The 17709-nt window shown below is 71.8% G+C and carries 17 protein-coding genes; 13 read left to right on the top strand and 4 right to left on the bottom strand.

Going from position 1 to position 17709, the window contains the following annotated elements; genetic code table 11:
• From ACZ5D2_RS32085 to ACZ5D2_RS32055, 7 genes are all read left to right on the top strand, one after another.
• Window positions 1-633: an MBL fold metallo-hydrolase gene (locus ACZ5D2_RS32085; protein WP_468934207.1), complete on the top strand. Its 633-nt coding sequence runs from the start codon at window positions 1-3 to the stop codon at window positions 631-633.
• A gap of 30 nt (window positions 634-663) precedes the next feature.
• Window positions 664-1443, top strand: a complete 780-nt coding sequence (locus ACZ5D2_RS32080; protein ID WP_468934204.1) for an exodeoxyribonuclease III — start codon at window positions 664-666, stop codon at window positions 1441-1443.
• Between the two features lie 81 nt (window positions 1444-1524).
• Window positions 1525-1965, top strand: a complete 441-nt coding sequence (locus ACZ5D2_RS32075; RefSeq protein WP_468934201.1) for a DUF6278 family protein — start codon at window positions 1525-1527, stop codon at window positions 1963-1965.
• Window positions 1966-2091: 126 nt separating this feature from the next.
• Complete coding sequence (locus ACZ5D2_RS32070; protein WP_468934198.1) at window positions 2092-2835, top strand: amino acid ABC transporter ATP-binding protein; 744 nt, start codon at window positions 2092-2094, stop codon at window positions 2833-2835.
• 11 nt (window positions 2836-2846) lie between these two features.
• Complete coding sequence (locus tag ACZ5D2_RS32065; RefSeq protein WP_468934195.1) at window positions 2847-3779, top strand: glutamate ABC transporter substrate-binding protein; 933 nt, start codon at window positions 2847-2849, stop codon at window positions 3777-3779.
• A 16-nt stretch (window positions 3780-3795) separates the two neighbouring features.
• Window positions 3796-4440 carry an amino acid ABC transporter permease gene (locus tag ACZ5D2_RS32060; RefSeq protein WP_371675865.1) on the top strand — a complete coding sequence of 215 codons (645 nt, stop codon included), beginning with the start codon at window positions 3796-3798 and terminating at the stop codon, window positions 4438-4440.
• The gene (locus ACZ5D2_RS32055) at window positions 4437-5315 is read left to right on the top strand and encodes an amino acid ABC transporter permease (protein WP_371675864.1); all 879 of its coding nucleotides are present in this window, start codon (window positions 4437-4439) and stop codon (window positions 5313-5315) included. The genes ACZ5D2_RS32060 and ACZ5D2_RS32055 overlap by 4 nt, the downstream gene beginning before the upstream one ends.
• A 31-nt stretch (window positions 5316-5346) precedes the next feature.
• On the opposite strand, the gene ACZ5D2_RS32050 is transcribed toward ACZ5D2_RS32055, so the two are convergent.
• Window positions 5347-6936, bottom strand: coding sequence for a CocE/NonD family hydrolase (locus ACZ5D2_RS32050; RefSeq protein WP_371675863.1), 1590 nt, complete (start codon window positions 6934-6936; stop codon window positions 5347-5349).
• Window positions 6937-7046: 110 nt separating this feature from the next.
• Window positions 7047-8219: a L,D-transpeptidase gene (locus tag ACZ5D2_RS32045; protein WP_468934254.1), complete on the bottom strand. Its 1173-nt coding sequence runs from the start codon at window positions 8217-8219 to the stop codon at window positions 7047-7049.
• A 347-nt stretch (window positions 8220-8566) separates the two neighbouring features.
• On the opposite strand from ACZ5D2_RS32045, the gene murJ reads away from it, so the two are divergent.
• From murJ to ACZ5D2_RS32020, 5 genes are read left to right on the top strand one after another with little or no spacing between them, the layout of a single operon-like run.
• Window positions 8567-10261, top strand: a complete 1695-nt coding sequence (gene murJ / locus ACZ5D2_RS32040; RefSeq protein WP_371675862.1) for a murein biosynthesis integral membrane protein MurJ — start codon at window positions 8567-8569, stop codon at window positions 10259-10261.
• 22 nt (window positions 10262-10283) lie between these two features.
• A complete protein-coding gene (locus ACZ5D2_RS32035; RefSeq protein WP_371675861.1) occupies window positions 10284-10973 on the top strand; it encodes a response regulator in 690 nt (229 codons plus the stop codon).
• A gap of 10 nt (window positions 10974-10983) precedes the next feature.
• Entirely contained in the window at window positions 10984-12429 is a 1446-nt protein-coding gene (locus tag ACZ5D2_RS32030; RefSeq protein ID WP_371675860.1) for an ATP-binding protein, read from the top strand.
• Complete coding sequence (locus tag ACZ5D2_RS32025; RefSeq protein ID WP_371675859.1) at window positions 12426-12947, top strand: hypothetical protein; 522 nt, start codon at window positions 12426-12428, stop codon at window positions 12945-12947. Before ACZ5D2_RS32030 ends, ACZ5D2_RS32025 begins: the two co-directional genes overlap by 4 nt.
• Before the next feature lie 54 nt (window positions 12948-13001).
• On the top strand, window positions 13002-14327 hold the full coding sequence (locus ACZ5D2_RS32020) for a cytochrome P450 (protein ID WP_371675858.1): 1326 nt from the start codon (window positions 13002-13004) through the stop codon (window positions 14325-14327).
• Here the strand turns inward: ACZ5D2_RS32020 and ACZ5D2_RS32015 are convergent.
• A complete protein-coding gene (locus ACZ5D2_RS32015; protein ID WP_371675857.1) occupies window positions 14287-15012 on the bottom strand; it encodes a beta/alpha barrel domain-containing protein in 726 nt (241 codons plus the stop codon). The genes ACZ5D2_RS32020 and ACZ5D2_RS32015 overlap by 41 nt on opposite strands.
• Window positions 15013-15113: 101 nt before the next feature.
• On the opposite strand from ACZ5D2_RS32015, the gene ggt reads away from it, so the two are divergent.
• Entirely contained in the window at window positions 15114-16934 is a 1821-nt protein-coding gene (ggt, locus tag ACZ5D2_RS32010; protein WP_371675856.1) for a gamma-glutamyltransferase, read from the top strand.
• On the opposite strand, the gene map is transcribed toward ggt, so the two are convergent.
• Window positions 16921-17688, bottom strand: coding sequence for a type I methionyl aminopeptidase (gene map / locus ACZ5D2_RS32005; protein ID WP_371675855.1), 768 nt, complete (start codon window positions 17686-17688; stop codon window positions 16921-16923). The two genes, ggt and map, sit on opposite strands and share 14 nt — an antisense overlap.
• Window positions 17689-17709 lie beyond the last annotated feature (21 nt).

The raw sequence follows: 17709 nt of genomic DNA, 5'->3' as shown, positions 1-17709 counted from the left end.
ATGAAGCTCACCAAACGGCTGCACTCCTGCGTCCAGTTGGAGAAGGACGGGCAGACGCTCGTCATCGACCCGGGCGCCTTCAGCGAAGCGGACGCGGGCCTCGGCGCCGACGTCCTGCTGGTCACCCACGAACACCCGGACCACTTCGAGGAGGGCCGGATCCGCGCCGCCCTCGACGCGAACCCGGCGGCGCGGCTGTGGACCCCGCGCAGCGTCGCGGAGAAGCTGTCCGCCGCCTATCCCGGCCGGGTGCACGCCGTGGGGCACGGGGACGCCTTCGAGGCCGCCGGCTTCGAGGTCCGGGTCCACGGCGAGCTGCACGCCGTGATCCACCCGGACATCCCGCGGATCACCAACGTGGGTTTCCTCGTGGACGCTTCCCTCTTCCACCCGGGCGACGCGCTGACCGTCCCGGACGCCCCCGTCGACACGCTGATGCTCCCGGTGCACGCCCCCTGGAACAAGGTCGCCGAAGTGATCGACTACGTCCGCGAGGTCAAGCCCCGCCAGGCGATCGACATCCACGACGCCTACCTCGCGGACATCGCCCGGCCGATCTACGACATGGCCCTGGGCAACCTCGGCGGAGCCCCCCACCGCAGGCTCGGGGCGGGCGAGAGCGCCGCGCTCTGACTGTCGGTGCCGGGCGGTAGGTTTGACGGCATGCGTATCGCCACGTTCAACGTCAACTCGATCACCGCCCGGCTGCCGCGCCTGCTGGCCTGGCTGGAGACCTCCGGCACCGACGTGCTCTGCGTCCAGGAGACCAAGTGCTCGGCGGAGCAGTTCCCCGCCGCCGAGCTGCGCGAGCTGGGCTACGAGTCGGCCGTCAACGCCACCGGCCGGTGGAACGGCGTGGCCCTGCTCTCCCGGGTCGGCCTGGAGGACGTCGCCATGGGGCTCCCCGGCGGCCCGGACTACGAGGGCGTGCAGGAGCCCCGAGCCATCTCCGCGACCTGCGGCGGCGTCCGCGTCTGGTCCGTGTACGTGCCCAACGGCCGCGAGGTCGAGCACGACCACTACGGCTACAAGCTGGAGTGGTTCCGCGCCCTGGCGGGCGCCGTCGCCGAAGACGCGGCCGGACCGCGCCCGTTCGCCGTGCTCGGCGACTTCAACGTGGCGCCCACCGACGAGGACGTGTACGACCCGGCGGTCTTCGCGGGCCTCACCCACGTCACCCCCGCCGAGCGCGCGGCCCTGGAGACCCTGCGGGCGGCCGGTCTCTCCGACGTCTTCCCGCGCGCCCTCAAGTACGACCGCCCGTACACCTTCTGGGACTACCGGATGCTCGCCTTCCCCAAGAACAAGGGCATGCGCATCGACCTCGTCTACGGGAACGAGCCCTTCGCCAAGGCCGTCAAGGACGCCTACGTCGACCGCGAGGAGCGCAAGGGCAAGGGCGCTTCGGACCACGCCCCCGTCGTCGTCGACCTGGACCTGTAGCCCCGGCCCGGTGCGGAACCGGGCGAGGGATCAAGGCGCGCCCTGTGGCCAGCCGGGGATCCTGGTGCCAGTCTGGGCGGTATGAACATCCCTTTCCTGGCCAACTGGCTGAACCGGCACGAAACGGAACAGGGTGCGGGACTCGCCGCCGCCCTCGCGGATCATCCCGAGGGCGTCGCCGAGTTGTTCTCGGAGTGCGAGATGCTGCGGGCGCAGGCGAGGGCGGCCGGTCTCGAACTCGACCAGACCCCGGCCTCCTTGGAGGCCCTCGACCAGCTGATGCCCCGCTGGCGGCGGGACCCCGAGGCCGTCCCGTGGCTGGGCAGCGACGCCGGGTTCTACCTCGGCACCGTGATCGTCCGCACCCTCCGCGGATCCGCCTGGCAGTCGTGGCCCAACGGCCGGCCCGTGATCCGGCTCGCCTCGGGGCGGGAGCTGGATGTGGTCGAGTCGGGGGTGTCCTGGGCGATGACCGGCTCCCCGGAACTCAGCCAGGTCTACGCGGAGGCCTCCGAAGGCTGATCCACCCCGTGGGACTGAAGCGCCGATGCGCTTTATGTACCTTTTAGGCGTGTCGCGGTGAAGGCCCTCCGGCGGCTGGATAGTTTGCGCTGACCTCGACACACCGACAAGTGGGCAGGGCAGCGTATGGCCGTCGATCCGTTGATCGAGCTGCGGGACGTCAACAAGCACTACGGGCAGTTGCACGTCCTGCGGAACATCGACCTCACCGTCGGCCGCGGGGAGGTGGTGGTGATCATCGGCCCCTCCGGCTCCGGCAAGTCCACCCTCTGCCGGACCATCAACCGGCTGGAGACCATCGAGTCCGGCACGATCACCCTCGACGGCAGGCCCCTGCCCGCCGAGGGCAAGGAGCTGGCCCGGCTGCGCGCCGAGGTCGGGATGGTGTTCCAGTCCTTCAACCTCTTCGCGCACAAGACCGTCCTCGCCAACGTCTCCCTCGCGCAGGTCAAGGTCAGGAAGCGCGGCAAGGAGGAGGCGGACAAGCGCTCCCGGGAACTCCTGGACCGGGTCGGCCTCGCGGACCAGGCCGACAAGTACCCCGCCCAGCTCTCCGGCGGCCAGCAGCAGCGCGTGGCCATCGCCCGCGCCCTGGCCATGAGCCCCAAGGCCCTCCTCTTCGACGAGCCCACCTCGGCGCTCGACCCGGAGATGATCAACGAGGTGCTGGAGGTCATGCAGCAGCTCGCGGCCGACGGCATGACGATGGTCGTCGTCACGCACGAGATGGGCTTCGCCCGCTCCGCCGCCAACCGCGTCGTCTTCATGTCCGACGGAGCGATCGTCGAGGACCGCACCCCGGAGGAGTTCTTCACCGCACCCGAGAGCGAGCGGGCCCGGGACTTCCTCTCCAAGATCCTCAAGCACTGAGGGGCGGCCCGATGAGACACACCCCCCGCTTCGCGCGCGCCCTGTACGTCCTGCGCGCCCTGGCCCTGGCCCTGGCCCTCCTCGCGGCCGCCGCCTGCGGCAGGTCCGGCAGCCCTCCGGTCAAGGGCCCGCAGCCCGAGGACCTGCCCGCGTACCGGGTGGCCACCGGCTTCCAGCTGCCCGGATCCCCCACCTGGGAGCGGGCGAGGAAGCGCGGGCACCTCGTGGTCGGGGCCAAGGAGGACCAGCCGTACATGGGGGAGAAGGACCCCGCGCGGGGGACCTACTCCGGCTTCGACATCGAGATCGCCAAGATGATCTCCGCCTCCCTCGGCTTCGACCCCAAGACCATCGAGTTCAAGACCATCTCCTCCGCCAACCGCGAGACCGCCCTCCAGAACGGCCAGATCGACTACTACGTGGGCACCTACACGATCAACGACAACCGCAAGAAGCAGGTCGGATTCGCCGGCCCCTACTTCATGGCCGGCCAGTCCCTGCTGGTCCGCAAGGACGAGCAGGACATCAAGGGCCCCGATGACCTCGCGGGCAAGAGGGTCTGCTCGGCCGCCGGCTCCACGCCCTACCAACGGCTCCAGAAGGAGCACCCGGAGGCGGTCCTCGTCTCCTACGACACCTACTCGGTCTGCGTGGACAACCTGCTGACCTACCAGGTCGACGCCGTCTCCACCGACGACTCCATCCTCCTCGGATACGCCGCCAAGGTCCCCGACGAGCTCAAGGTGGTCGGCGAACCCTTCTCCCGGGAGCCGTACGGCATCGGCGTGCCGCGCTCCGACACCGCCCTGCGCTTCGCCATCGACGACGCGCTGGCCGCGCACGAGAAGAACGGCGACTGGAAGAAGGCCTACGAGGCCACGCTCGGCCTCTCCGGCAAGCCCGCCCCGACACCACCGCCCATCGACCGCTACCCGGCGAGCTGAGGGGAGAGCCACCGCCATGAACGTACTCACCGAGAACTTCGCGCTCTACGGGAAGGGCTTCTGGGGCACCGTCCAGCTGACCTTCTACGGCTCCCTCCTCGCCCTGGTCCTGGGCTTCGTGATGGCCTCCTTCCGGGTCGCGCCCATCGGCTCCTTCCGGGTCTTCGGCACGGTCTGGGTGACCGTGCTGCGCAACACCCCGCTCACCCTGCTCTTCTTCGCGGTGCTGCTCGGCCTGCCCCGCTTCGGGCTGGTGCTGCCCTTCCAGGTCTTCGCCATCCTGGCCCTGGGCTGCTACACCTCCGCCTTCATCTGCGAGGTGCTGCGCTCGGGCATCAACACGGTGCCCAAGGGTCAGGGCGAGGCGGCCCGCAGCCTGGGGATGTCCTTCGGGCAGACGCTGGGCACGGTGGTGCTGCCGCAGGCCTTCCGGTCCGTGATCCCGCCCATCGGCTCCACGCTGATCGCCCTCGCCAAGAACTCCGCGATCGCCGGCGCCTTCAGCGTGAACGAGCTGCTGGGCACGTACAAGACGCTCAGCGAGCTGGGCTACAACATCATCTGGACCTTCGTCTGGATCGCCGTGGGGTACCTGATCATCACCCTGTCCATCAGCGCGCTCTTCCACGTACTGGAGAAGCGCTACGGAGTCGCCCGATGACCGCGCACGCGCTCCACCGGGCCCCGGAGTCCACGGCCCTCTACGACCTGCCCGGCCCCCGCACCCGGCGCCGTCACCGCGTCTACGGGATCGTGTCGACGGTGGTGATCCTCGGGCTGCTGGCCTGGATCCTCTACCTGCTCTTCGACACCGAGCAGTTCACCTCCGCCAAGTGGAGCCCCTTCATCTACAAGGGCATCCAGGAACTGATCCTGCGGGGGCTGGGCAACACCCTCAAGGCCTTCGCCTACGCCTCGGTGCTCTCGCTCCTGCTCGGCGCGGTGCTCGGCGCCGGCCGGCTCTCGGTGCACCGGCCCGTGCGCTGGGCGGCGACGGTGTTCGTGGAGTTCTTCCGGGCCATGCCGGTCCTGGTGATGATCTTCTTCATCTTCGTCGCGCTCAAGGCGCAGCCGCTGCCCGCGCTGGTGGCGGGGCTGACCCTGTACAACGGATCGGTGCTCGCCGAGGTCTTCCGTACGGGCATCAACTCCGTGGAGAGGGGCCAGCGCGAGGCGGCGTACGCCCTCGGCATGCGCAAGACGCAGGTCATGACCTTCGTGCTGGCCCCGCAGGCCGTCCGCGCGATGCTGCCCACGATCATCAGCCAGCTGGTGGTCGCGCTGAAGGACACCTCGCTCGGCTACCTGATCACCTACGAGGAGTTCCTGCACGCGGGCAAGCTGATCGCCTCCAACCTCGACTACGACCTGCCGTTCATCCCCGTGGTGATGATCATCTCCCCGATCTACATCGGGATGTGCATGCTGCTGTCCTGGTTCGCCACCTGGGTGGCCCGGCGGGAGCGGCGCAGCCCGAAGACCGCGGCCGTCGAAGTCGCCCCCGCGGAGCCCGAGACGGTGCTGCCGGGGCGGTGAGGATCCGCCCCGCCCCGGCAGCAGCCGTGGATCACTGCTCGCGCAGCGGTACCGAGACGTACGAGGGATCGGTGCGCGGCGAGGAGAAGGTCAGCTGCGCGCCGGCGGGGTTGTGCTCGATGTAGAGCGGGTCGACCGTGTCCACGACCAGGGCGAGCCGGTGGCCCGCGGGCACGTCGTAGGCGGTGGAGAAGAGGTCCAGGTCCACGCCGAAGGGCTGCCCGGGGGCCTTGCCGTGGAAGGTGTACGGGGCGTTGCTGACCAGCTTGCCGAGGCCGAGGGGGCCCACGTCGTAGAGGTAGGCGACGAACGTGCCGTCGCCCTTGGTGGGCGTGACGGTGGTGTGCAGGCGCACGGTGCCCCGGATCCGGCGTTCCTCCTGGTAGCGGCCGGACTGCCAGACGGCCGCGAAGGCGCGGGGGAGGAGGGGGATGGAGGCGACGGGGGGCGCCTTGAAGAACTGGTCGAGGACGCTGGAGAGCATGACCACGCCGCCGTCGGCCCCGGAGTCGACGTTCGCGAAGACGTGCTCGCTGTCGTTCAGGGGGATGCGCTCGGTACCGCCGGATCCGACCGCCTTCCAGTCGGCGTAGCCCTCGTAGCCGTTGTCGCTGCGGGACTTGATCTGGACGGGGGCTTCGGTGTCGACGCCGTTGCGGTCGCCCTTGAGGTAGCGGTCGAACCAGCGGTGGGCGTTGGTCCAGGTGTCGTTGGGCAGGCCGAGGAGGCCGGTGCCCTCGGCGGTGGCGTGGTCGCCGGGGCGCAGTTCCAGCCGCTTGGGGCCGGTGAGCCCCTCGAAGAACTTCGTGTACTGGTTGGGCGGGAAGACGGTGTCGCCCCAGGCGTTGCCCAGCATGATCGCGGCGCCGTTGGCGTTGATCCGGTCGATCTGCTCGGAGGCGGAGCGCTTCTTCCCCCAGTCGATCATCGCCTGTTCCCTGTCCAGCCGTGAGCCGAGGAAGTCGTCGAGGATCCGGCGGAGTTCGGGGCCGGGGCGGCCGGTGAGGTATCCGGTGGCCCCGAGGAGGCCGGCCGCCTGGCGGTGCTCGGTGCGGCCGGAGTAGATGGACTCGATCAGGTCCGCCCAGCCGCTGAGCGCGACCACGGTCTTGACGCGGGGGTCGTGCGCGGAGGCCAGCAGGCTGATGCCGGCCCCGTACGAGACCCCGCCGAGGCCGATCCGGCCGGGGTCCGCGGGCGTGGTGGCGAGGGCCCAGTCGATGACGGCGGAGACGTCCGCGATGTCGGCGGGGCCCGCCGTCTCGATCTCGCCGCCGGACAGCCAGAAGCCGCGCGAGGCGTAACTGACCACCACGTAACCGGAGTCGGCGAGCTTCCGGGCCTGGGCGACGTATTCGATCTGCGGCAGGCCCCAGCTGCTGGGGAGCACGATCAGCGGATACTTCCGGCCGGGCTGGGCGCCGGCGGGGGTGAAGACGTTGCCCTTGAGGGTGATGCCTCCGGAGCCGGGAATGTCGTGGAAGCGCAGTTCCGGGGAGGCGGCCGGGGCCGAGGACGCGGGCGCTGCGGGGGCCGCCTGGGCCTGGTGGGGGGCCAGGCCCAGGGCGGTCGCCGCGAGCAGGGCGGCCACGGCCGCCGCTGGGGTGGGGCGGGCTTTCATCGATCGCTCCTCGCGTGCGCCGGTGTCCTAAAGTGACCCGACGGTAACGGGAGGAACTTACCGAAGGTAACCCGTCAGTAAGTTACGTGGTGGTAACAATTGATCCAGGGTCAGCCGTTCTGGTTGCCGCCGGCCAGCGCGCTCTTGGCCTTCCAGGCGTCCCAGGACAGGTTCCATTCGCCGTAGCCGTTGCCGATGTCGGCGTTGCCCTTGGAGCCGCTGCCGACCACCTCGAAGAGGTCGCCGACCTGCGCCTGCTCGTAGAAGGACTTCGCGTTGGCGTCGCTCATGCCCACGCAGCCGGAACTGGTGTTGGCGCTGCCGAAGTTCGCGTTGTTCCACGGCGCGGCGTGCGCGTACATGCCCGACCAGGTCAGCCGCATCGAGAAGTCGACCATCTTGTCGTAGGAGTCGCCCAGGCCCACCGTCTGGGAATCCATCCGGATGGTGCCCTCCTTCGCCATCAGCACCATCTTCCCGGACCAGGAGGCCTTCTGCCCGCCCGGCGTACCGGCGGAGACCGGGATCGTCCTGACCGCCCGGCCGTCCTCGATGACCGCCATCTTCTTGGTGTCGAGGCTGACCTCCATCCGGCGGTCCTTGCCTATTTTGAATTCGGTGTTGTAATCGCGCGCGAAGAGACCGCCGCCGGGACCCGAATCCACTCCGTTCAGGTTCATCTCCACCTTCACGTCGGTGCCGGACTTCCAGTAGTCCTTCGGGCGCCAGTCCACCCGGTCCTTGCCGGAATAGTCCTTGAACCAGCCCCAGGAACCCTCGGTGTTGTTCGAGGTGCTCACCTTCAGCTGCTTCTCCACCTCGGCCTTGTTCTTCACCGGGTTGTCGAAGACCAGGGAGACGGGCATCGCGACGCCCACCGTGCTGCCCTTGGAAATGTTGATGGAGACCTTGTTCACCTTGTCGGCGGCCGAGGTCTTGAACTGGGTGGTGGCGCTCTGGCTCTCGGAGTTCTGCGCCTCCACCTTGTAGTCGGTGCCCGGGGAGGCGTTGCGCTCCGAGGTCCAGGTCTTCCCGTCGGGGGCTATCCGGCCCGGGAGTTCCCCGCCCTTGCCGTCCGTGACCTTGACCTGCGCGAGCCTGCCGTCGGCGATCGTCACCCTGACCGGCTCGCCGGCCTTGACCTGATCGCCCGAGAGGTTCACCGAAACCGCCATGTCCGGCTTCTTCTTCGGGTCCGACTTGCCGTCCCCGCCGGCACCCGTGCCGGAGCCGCCCCCGCAGGCGGTCAGTGCGGCGGCCAGGAGTGCGGTGCCCGCCAGCATGGCGTGACGGCCCCGACGACGCGGCAGTGCGGTACGGCGTGTGCGGCTCAACGAAAACCCCTCCGAAGTAATGGTCGTCCGTGAACAAGGAGCGAACGGCACGACTCTAGGTTCCCCGTTCCGCGGAAAACATCGCCCTTCGCCTTGTGACGTGCACCGCAGCGAAACAGTTGCAGTTCGGTCATATAGAAAAACCCATTCCGGAAAGGACTTTAGTCCCGGAGAAAAGGCCGAAAAGCACTGGCGGGAAGCCGGCACCGCCGCACGCGCGGCCGGGGCCGGAGCGGGAGCGGCCGACGGGACCGGGTTACCCTCCACCTTCGACCAGGTGAAGGGACACCACCTCGATGGAAGCCACCACCCGCACGGAACCCCGGGCGGCCGAAGCCGACGCCGAAGCCGACGCCGACCGGAGGGGCCCCGCGGGAGGCGGCTCGGTCCTGCGCAGCGGCGCGCTCATGGCGGCCGGCTCGATCGTCTCCCGCGTCATCGGCTTCGTCCGCTCCGCCGTGGTCCTCGCCGCGCTCGGCACCGGATTCCTGGGCGACAGCTACACGGTCGCCAATACGGTCCCGAACATCCTCTACATGCTGCTCGTCGGCGGTGCCCTCAACGCCGTCTTCGTCCCCGAGCTGGTGCGCGCCGCCCGGGAACACCGCGACGGCGGGACCGCCTACACCGACCGGCTGCTGACCGCCTGCACCGTGGCCCTCCTCGTGCTCACCGCCATCGCCGTCCTGGCGGCCCCGCTGATCATCGAGACGTACACCCCCTGGTACGAGGGGGCCGACAAGAGCACCACCATCGCCCTGGCCCGCTTCTGCCTCCCGCAGATCCTCTTCTACGGGCTCTTCACCCTGCTCGGGCAAGTGCTGAACGCCCGCGGCCGCTTCGGCGCCATGATGTGGACGCCCGTCCTCAACAACCTGGTCGTCATCGGCGTCTTCGGGTTGTTCCTGTACGTGTCCCACGGCCCCGCCGAGGGCCTCACCGCCGACGGGACCCGCCTGCTCGGCATCGGTACCACCGCCGGGATCGTGCTCCAGGCCCTCGCCCTGATCCCCTCGCTGCGCGCCGCGGGCTTCCGCTGGCGCCCCCGCTTCGATTGGCGCGGCAGCGGCCTCACCCGTCCCCTGCGCAACGCGGGCTGGCTGGTCCTGCTCGTGCTCGCCAACCAGATCGCCTACTGGGTGGTCACCCGGCTCTCCACCGGCGTCGGCCACGACCTCGGCAACGCCGGATACGCCGCCTACACCAACGCCTACCAGCTGTGGGTCGTCCCCCAGGGCATCGTCACCGTCTCCCTCGTGACCGCTCTGATGCCCCGGATGAGCGCCGCCGCCTCCGACGGCGACCTGCCCGCGGTCCGCACGGACGTCTCCTACGCCCTGCGCTCCAGCGCTGCCCTCGTCGTGCCCGCCGCCGTCCTCTTCGCCGCGCTCGCACCCTGGGTGATGGACTGCGTCGCCGGGTACGGCCACAACGGCCCCGCCGGCGTCGAGGCCATGGCGGGCATGCTCATCGCCTTCGCGCCCGGTCTGATCGCCTACTCCGCCCAGTACGTGCTCGCCCGCGGCTTCTACGCCCTCTCCGACACCCGGACCCCCTTCTTCCTCAACCTGGTCATCGTCGCCGTGAACGCCGGGCTCTCCTACACCGCGTACGCCGTGCTCCCGCCGCGCTGGGCCGTCACCGGCATGGCCGCCGCCTCCTCCCTCGCCTTCACCGCGGGCGCCGCCGTGACCGCGTACGCCCTCGCCCGCAGGCTCGGCCCGCGCGCGCGGACCCGTACCGCCGCCCGCCCCACGGCCCTCGGGACCCACCTGCGCCTGCTCGCCGCCTGCCTGCCCGCCGGGGCCGCCGCGTACGCGACGGCCAGGGCCGCCGACGGCCTCGGGGCCTACGCGGCGGCCGGGGCGGGAACCATCGTGCTCGCGCTGGTCGTCGTACTCCTCGCCGGGCCCCTGCGCCTGACGGAGATCACCGACCTGATCGACTCCCTGCGGCGCAAGACCGGCCGGAAGTGGGAGGAGACCGTATGAAACACCCTGGGATACTGACCGGATGCCACGCGTACTGCTGATCGAGGACGACCCTTCCATCCGGGAAGGGGTGGGACTCGGCCTGCGCCGCCGCGGCCACGAGGTGAGAGCCGCCGACACGGGCGAGGCCGGCCTCGCCCTCATGGGCGGCTTCCACCCCGATCTGGTGCTCCTCGACCTCATGCTGCCCGGGATCAACGGCGTCCAGGTGTGCCGCCGGATCCGCGAGACCAGCGAGGTCCCGATCATCATGCTCACCGCACGCGGCGACGACTTCGACATCGTCGTCGGCCTGGAGGCCGGGGCCGACGACTACATCGTCAAACCGGCCCGGACCGAGATCATCGAGGCCCGCATCAAGGCCGTACTGCGCCGGCTCGTCGACCCCGGGGGCCGCCCCGGCGTGGAACACCACGGCGAACTCGCCGTCGACCGCGCCGGCCTGACCGTCGCCAAGAGCGGCGAACGCGTGCCCCTCGCCCCCAGCGAGATCAAGCTCCTGCTCCACCTGACGGCCTCGCCCGAGCAGGTCTTCTCCCGCCAACAGCTGCTGGAGTACGTGTGGGAGCACAGCTACCACGCCGACGCCCGGCTCGTGGACGCCTGCGTGCGCAGGCTGCGCAACAAGATCGAGGACCCCGGCGGCAGCCCCCGCTACATACAGACCGTGCGGGGCTTCGGCTACCGCTTCGGACCGCTCGGACCGCGTTAGGAAGACCGCCGTGCGAAAGTTCGCGCCGCTCGGGCTGCGCACCCGCATGATCGCGGCCTTCCTCCTGGTCGCCGCGATCTGCGCGGTCAGCACGGCCGCCCTCACCTACCGTCAGGCCCGCAGCGCCGTCCTCACCCAGAGCCAGGACACCGCCGTCAGCACCCTGCGCGACCAGCTGGAGGCCCAGGCCCTGACCCTGCCGATGGACCGCGCGCAGCTCCAGCGGGTCGTCAACGAGATCGGCAAGCGCGGCAAGCCCCACCCCTGGACCGTCTACGCCGAGTACGGCACCCTGCGCGCCTCCTCCAATGTCACCCCCACCACCTCCGGCATCGTCACCGACGCCCTGCGCGCCCAGGTCGCCGACCATCCGCACGGCGCCTTCCAGCGCGTCCAGGACGAGCGGGGCGAGCCGTACCTGACCATCGCCATGCCCGCCGTCTTCGCCCACAACGGCGTCCGCGAGCCGACCGGAGCCGTCCTCTACGCCGTCATGCCGCTGCTCACCGAGCAGCAGACCGTCGACGCCATGGTCCAGGCCGCCCGGCAGGGCGCCATCCCCGGCCTCGCCATCGCCGTCGTCCCCGCCCTGCTCGCCGCGCGCAGCGTCCTGCGGCCCGTGCGCAACCTGCGGCGGGCCGCACAGAGCATGGGACGCGGGCAGCTGGACACCCGTATCGAGGTCCGCGGGGCCGACGAACTGGCCGGACTGGCCCGCACCTTCAACGAGACCGCCGGAGCCCTGGAACAGTCCGTCGCCGAACTGCGCGAGGCGGAGGTCCGGGCCCGCCGGTTCGCCGCCGACGTCTCCCACGAACTGCGCACCCCGCTCGCCGGGATGCTCGCCGTCACCGAGGTCCTCGACGAGGACGCCGAACGGCTCGACCCCGACACCGCCAAGGCGCTGCGGCTGATCAGCGCCGAGACCGGCAAACTCGCCGTCCTCGTCGAGGACCTGATGGAGATATCCCGCTTCGACGCCCGCGCCGCCGAACTCAACCTCGACGACGTGGACGTCGCCGAGGCCGTGCGCAAGAGCCTCGAACGTCGCCACTGGGACGGCGACCGGGTGAGCGCCGACCTGCCGCACGAGGTCCGCGCCCGGCTCGACCCGCGCCGCTTCGACGTGGTCCTCGCCAACCTCGTCGGCAACGCCCTGCGGCACGGCGGCGCCCCCGTACGGATCGCCGTGCGCACCGAGTCCCGCGCGGACGGGGAACGGCTGCTGGTCGAGGTGGCCGACAGCGGGCCCGGCATCGCCGCCGAGGTGCTCCCGCACATCTTCGACCGGTTCTTCAAGGCCGACGCCGCCCGGACCCGCTCCGCCGGCAGCGGCCTCGGGCTCGCCATCAGCCTGGAGAACGTCCGGCTGCACGGGGGCACCCTGACCGCGGCCAACGCCCCCGACGGGGGAGCCGTGTTCACCCTCGACATGCCCCTGGAGGCCACCGCGTGACCCTCCCTTCCGCATCCGGCCGCCGCACCGCCGCGGCCGTGGCCGCCGCCCTGCTCGGCCCGCCGCTGGTCACGGGCTGCGGGATCAAACCCACCGAGGTCGTCGAGAGCGGCTCCGCCGCCCGCGTGCTGGTCGCCGCGCCCTCCCGGGCCCCGATCGCGTACTTCGTCACCGGCGAGGGGCGCCTGGTCCCCGCGCCCGAGCCCGACTACGCCGACACCAGCCCGCAGGGCAGCCTGCAGTTGCTGATGCGCGGACCCGACGGGGTGGAGCAGGAGGCCGGGCTCGGTACCCGGCTGCCGCCGCTGGACCCCGGGGCGGCCGGGGGAGTCAGGGCCTTCTTCACCTCGGAGTTCCGCCTGGAGGTCCGCGTCCCCTTCGCCGTGGCCGCGCTCGACCCGCTCGGCCTGAAGCAGCTGGTGTGCACGGCCGTGTCCACCGCGGGACCGACCGTCCAGGTGGTGGTGCGCGGTCCGGACACCGAACTGGAGCCCACCCGCTGCGAGGCCGGGCGCTGACGCGGGGGCCCGGCGCCCTTGCGGGGCGCCCCGCGTGCCGCCACCGTGTGGACCATGGACCGCGCCGCAGCAGCCCCGGACACCACATCCGACGTTCCCCGGATCGCCGACGTTCCCGGGGCCCCCGACGTCCCCGGGATCCCCGACGTGTTCGATCCGCGCCTGTACGCGGCGGGCGTCCCGCACGCGCGCTACCGGTGGCTGCGCGACCACCGCCCGGTCGCCTGGCAGGAGGAGCCGGAGGTCGGGGGCTGGCCCGCCGGCCCCGGGTTCTGGGCCGTCACCCGGCACGCCGACGTCGTCCGCGTCCTGCGCGACCACACCGCGTACTCCTCCTGGACCGGCGCCACCCAGATCCGCGACCCCGACCCCGCCGACCTGCCCTTCCTGCGCAGCACCATGCTCAACCAGGACCCGCCCGGGCACGGCCGGCTGCGCCGCCTGGTCGCCCGCGCCTTCACCCCCGCCCGGGTCGACGCCTTCGCGGGCCGGGTCCGGGAGCGGGCCCGCACCCTGCTGGCCGCCGCCCGGGACGGCGCCGAGGACGGGGCCGTCGACGTGGTGGCGTCCGTCACCGACGAGTACGCCCTGCTGAACCTGACCGACCTGCTCGGCGTCCCGGCCGCCGACCGGGGCCTGCTGCTGGAGTGGACCGTACGGGTCATCGGCTACCAGGACCCCGAGGACGCCCCCGCGCCGCTCCTCGGCCCGGACGGCACACCGCTGAACCCGCGGTCCCCGGCCCTGCTCGGCGAGATGTTCGCGTACGCCCGCGAACTGGCCGCGTACAAGCGCGCGCACCCGGGCGACGACGTGATGACCGCCCTCGCGCAGGCCGGGCTGGACCCCGCCGAACTGGAGATGTTCTTCTTCCTGCTCACCGTCGCCGGGAACGACACCGTCCGCAGCGCCGCGCCCGGCGGACTCCTCGCCCTCGCCCGCAATCCCGACGCCCACCGCCGGATCGCCGACGGCAGTGCCCCGGCCGACCGGGCCGTGGAGGAGCTCCTGCGCGTCCACCCGCCCGTGCTCAGCTTCCGGCGCACCGCCGCCCGCGACACGGAACTGGCCGGTCAGGCGATCCGCGCCGGGGACAAGGTCGTGGTCTTCCACGCCTCCGCCAACCACGACGAACGCGTCTTCGCCGACCCGGGCCGCCTCGACCCCGGCCGCTCCCCGAACCCTCACGTCTCGTTCGGCGACGGCCCCCACGTCTGCCTCGGCGCCCACTTCGCCCGCCTCCAGCTGCGCATCCTCCACGAGGAGTGGCGCACCGCCCTGCCCGCGCCCGAACTCGCCGGGGAGCCGCGCCGACTGGTGTCCAACTTCATCAACGGGATCACGCGGCTGCCGCTACGGGTGTCCGGGCCGCCCGCGTGACGTCCGCGACGAGCTCGCTCACGTCCGGACCGTAGGCGTCGGAGTTGATCACCTTGAGCAGGAGGCAGAAGGAGTCGCCGCCGTGCGCGCGCGCCAGCTCCCGGTGGTGCCTGGCCAGGTAGCGGGCGGCCGCCTGGTTGCTGTTGGCGGTCTGCCCGCACAGGACGAACACCGGCCGCGTGCCCCGCTCCGTCACCAGCCGTGCCAGCAGCACGTATTCGGCCGCGCCCGCCTCCCAGCGGTACGTCCGGCCGCCCACGGTGATCGCCCCCCGGTCCTGGACGGGCTCGGCCGCGACGACCATCCGCACCCCCGGCAGCAGGGAGGTCAGGTGCGCCGTCGTACGCGAGTTGGAGGAGGGTCCGCCCACACAGAACTCGGCGCGCTCGCCGAAACCCTGCCGGGCCGCGTCGTGGCCGACGAGCTGGACGGTCGCCCCGCAGTCGCGGATCAGCGCCGATATCTCCAGCAGCGCGAAGGCGTCGTTGCGGTGCAGCGAGGAATCCTTTCCGCCCATCTGCCGGTTGACCACGAACAGGCAGTCGGAGCCGGCCGGGAGCCCGAAGAAGGACTGCTTGCGGCGCAGTTCGCGGCGCCACAGGTAGGTCCGGAAGAACCAGCCGAAGCCGCCGCTGACGGCGGTGGCCACCACCCCGAGCACGATGTTGCGCACGTCGTCGTTCATGCGGCGGATGGTAACCGTCGCCCGGCCTTCCTGACGCGGCCGGTGCGGTGAAGTTACGCTGCGGCTCGCAGGTCTGACAGGTCGTCGACTGGAGGAACCGGATGCGCCGTCCCGCAGCACGTCAGTTGGCCCTCGTCGCCCTCGCCGGGGCGCTCGTCTCGACGGGGGCCGCCGCGCCGCCACAGGACACCGCCGCACCGCCCAAGGTCCCGGTGGCCGCCGGCTACGGGGGCGCCGTGGCCAGCGTCGACGCCGACGCCTCCGCCGCCGGGATCGCGGTCCTGCGCGCCGGCGGCAACGCGGTGGACGCCGCCGTCGCCACCGCCGCCGCGCTGGGAGTCACCGAACCCTATTCGGCGGGCATCGGCGGGGGCGGCTACTTCGTCTACTACGACGCCGCCTCCCGCCGGGTGCAGACCATCGACGGCCGCGAGACCGCGCCCGCGAGCGCCACCGCCACCCTGTTCCAGGAGAACGGCGTCCCGATCCCCTTCGACCAGGGGCAGACCAGCGGCCGCTCCGTCGGGGTCCCCGGCACCCCCGCGACCTGGAAGAGCGCCCTCGACGCCTGGGGCACCCGGCCGCTGGGGCAGCTCCTGCGGCCCGCCGAGAAGCTGGCGCGGGACGGCTTCACCGTGGACGCCACCTTCCGGGCCCAGACCGAGCTCAACCAGGACCGGTTCAAGGACTTCCCCGACACCCGCAAACTGTTCCTGCCCGGCGGCCGGTTGCCGGTCGTGGGCTCCACCTTCAAGAACCCCGACCTGGCCGCCACCTACGCCGAACTCGCCCGCAAGGGCACCGGCGCCCTGTACCGCGGCCCGCTCGCGCAGGACATCGTCCGGGCCGTCCGCACGCCTCCCGTCGACCCGGCCGCCACCCGTGTCGTCCGCTCCGGAGACCTGACCACCGCCGACCTGAGCGCCTACGCCACCAAACGGCAGGCCCCCACCCAGGTGGGCTACCGGGGCCTGGACGTCTACAGCATGGCGCCCTCCTCCTCCGGCGGCACCACGGTCGGCGAGGCGCTGAACATCCTGGAGGGCACCGACCTGTCGAAGCTCTCCGAGGCGCAGTACCTGCACCGCTACATCGAGGCCTCCCGGATCTCCTTCGCCGACCGGGGCCGCTGGGTCGGCGACCCGGCCGCCGAGCAGGTCCCGACCCGCGAGCTGCTCTCACAGCGGTACGCGGACACCCGCGCCTGCCTCATCAGGCCGGACCGCGCCCTGACCAGCCCGCTCGCCCCCGGCGACCCCTGGCACCCGGCCCCCTGCGCCACCACCGGCCAGGTGGCCCCGACCACCTACGAGGGGGAGAACACCACCCACCTGACGGTCGCCGACCGCTGGGGCAACGTGGTCTCCTACACCCTGACCATCGAGTCCACCGGCGGCAGCGCCATCACCGTCCCGGGGCGGGGCTTCCTGCTCAACAACGAGCTGACCGACTTCTCCTTCGCCCCGGCCGCCCCCGGTGTGCCCGACCCGAACCTGCCGGGGCCGGGCAAGCGCCCGCGCTCCTCGATGTCCCCGACGATCGTCCTCAGGGACGGCCGGCCGGTCCTGGCGGTGGGTTCGCCGGGCGGGGCCACCATCATCACCACCGTCCTGCAGACCCTGCTGGGCCGCCTGGACCGGGGCCTGCCGCTGGTCGACGCCATCGCCGCCCCGCGCGCCAGCCAGCGCAACCAGACCACCACCGAACTGGAACCCGGGCTCTGGAACAGCCCCGTGCGCACCGAGCTGGAAGCCCTCGGCCAGGGCTTCCGCCAGAACCCCGAGATCGGCGCGGCCACCGGTGTCGAGCGCCTGCCGGACGGCCGGTGGCTGGCCGCGGCCGAGACCACCCGGCGCGGCGGCGGCTCGGCGATGGTCGTCCACCCCTACGGGAAGCCGGCGGGCGGGCCTACGGGGCGGTGAGGATCCTCGGGCCGTCGACGGTGACGGCGACCGTGTGCTCCGCGTGGGCGGCCCGGCTGCCGTCGACGGTGCGCAGGGTCCAGCCGTCGGCGTCGCAGGCGTAGTCGTCCGTGCCGCCCGCGATCAGCATCGGCTCGATCGCGAGGACCATGCCGGGGCGCAGCTTCATGCCGCGTCCCGGCGGGCCCTCGTTGGGGACGCCGGGGTCCTCGTGCATGGTGCGGCCCACGCCGTGGCCGCCGAAGCCGTCCGGGATGCCGTAGCCGGCGGTGCGGCAGACGGTGCCGACGGCGTGCGCGATGTCGCCGATCCGGTTGCCGGGCACGGCCGCGGCGATGCCGGCGGCGAGGGCCGCCTCGGCGGTCTCGATCAGGCGCAGGTCGGCGGGGCGGGGCCGGCCGACGGTGAAGCTGACGGCGGCGTCCCCGACCCAGCCGCCGAGCTCCGCCCCGCAGTCGACGCTGACCAGGTCGCCGTCGCGCAGCCGGTAGTCGTCGGGGATGCCGTGCACGATCGCGTCGTTGACCGAGGCGCACACCACCGCCGGGAAGGGCACGGGCGCGAACCGCGGCCGGTAGCCCAGGAAGGGGGAGGAGGCCCCGGCCCCGCGCAGGACCGTCCGGGCCACTGCGTCCAGTTCCCGCAGGGAGACCCCGACCCTCGCGGCCTCCTGGACGGCGGCCAGGGCGTGCGCGACCACCCGGCCCGCGGCGCGCATCTCGTCGATCGCTTCGTTCGTCTTCAGTTCCACCATGCCAATAACTATACCGGTATA

The organism is Streptomyces sp. NPDC031479 (assembly GCF_055581065.1).
This window is presented reverse-complemented; position numbering and strand designations above follow the sequence as displayed.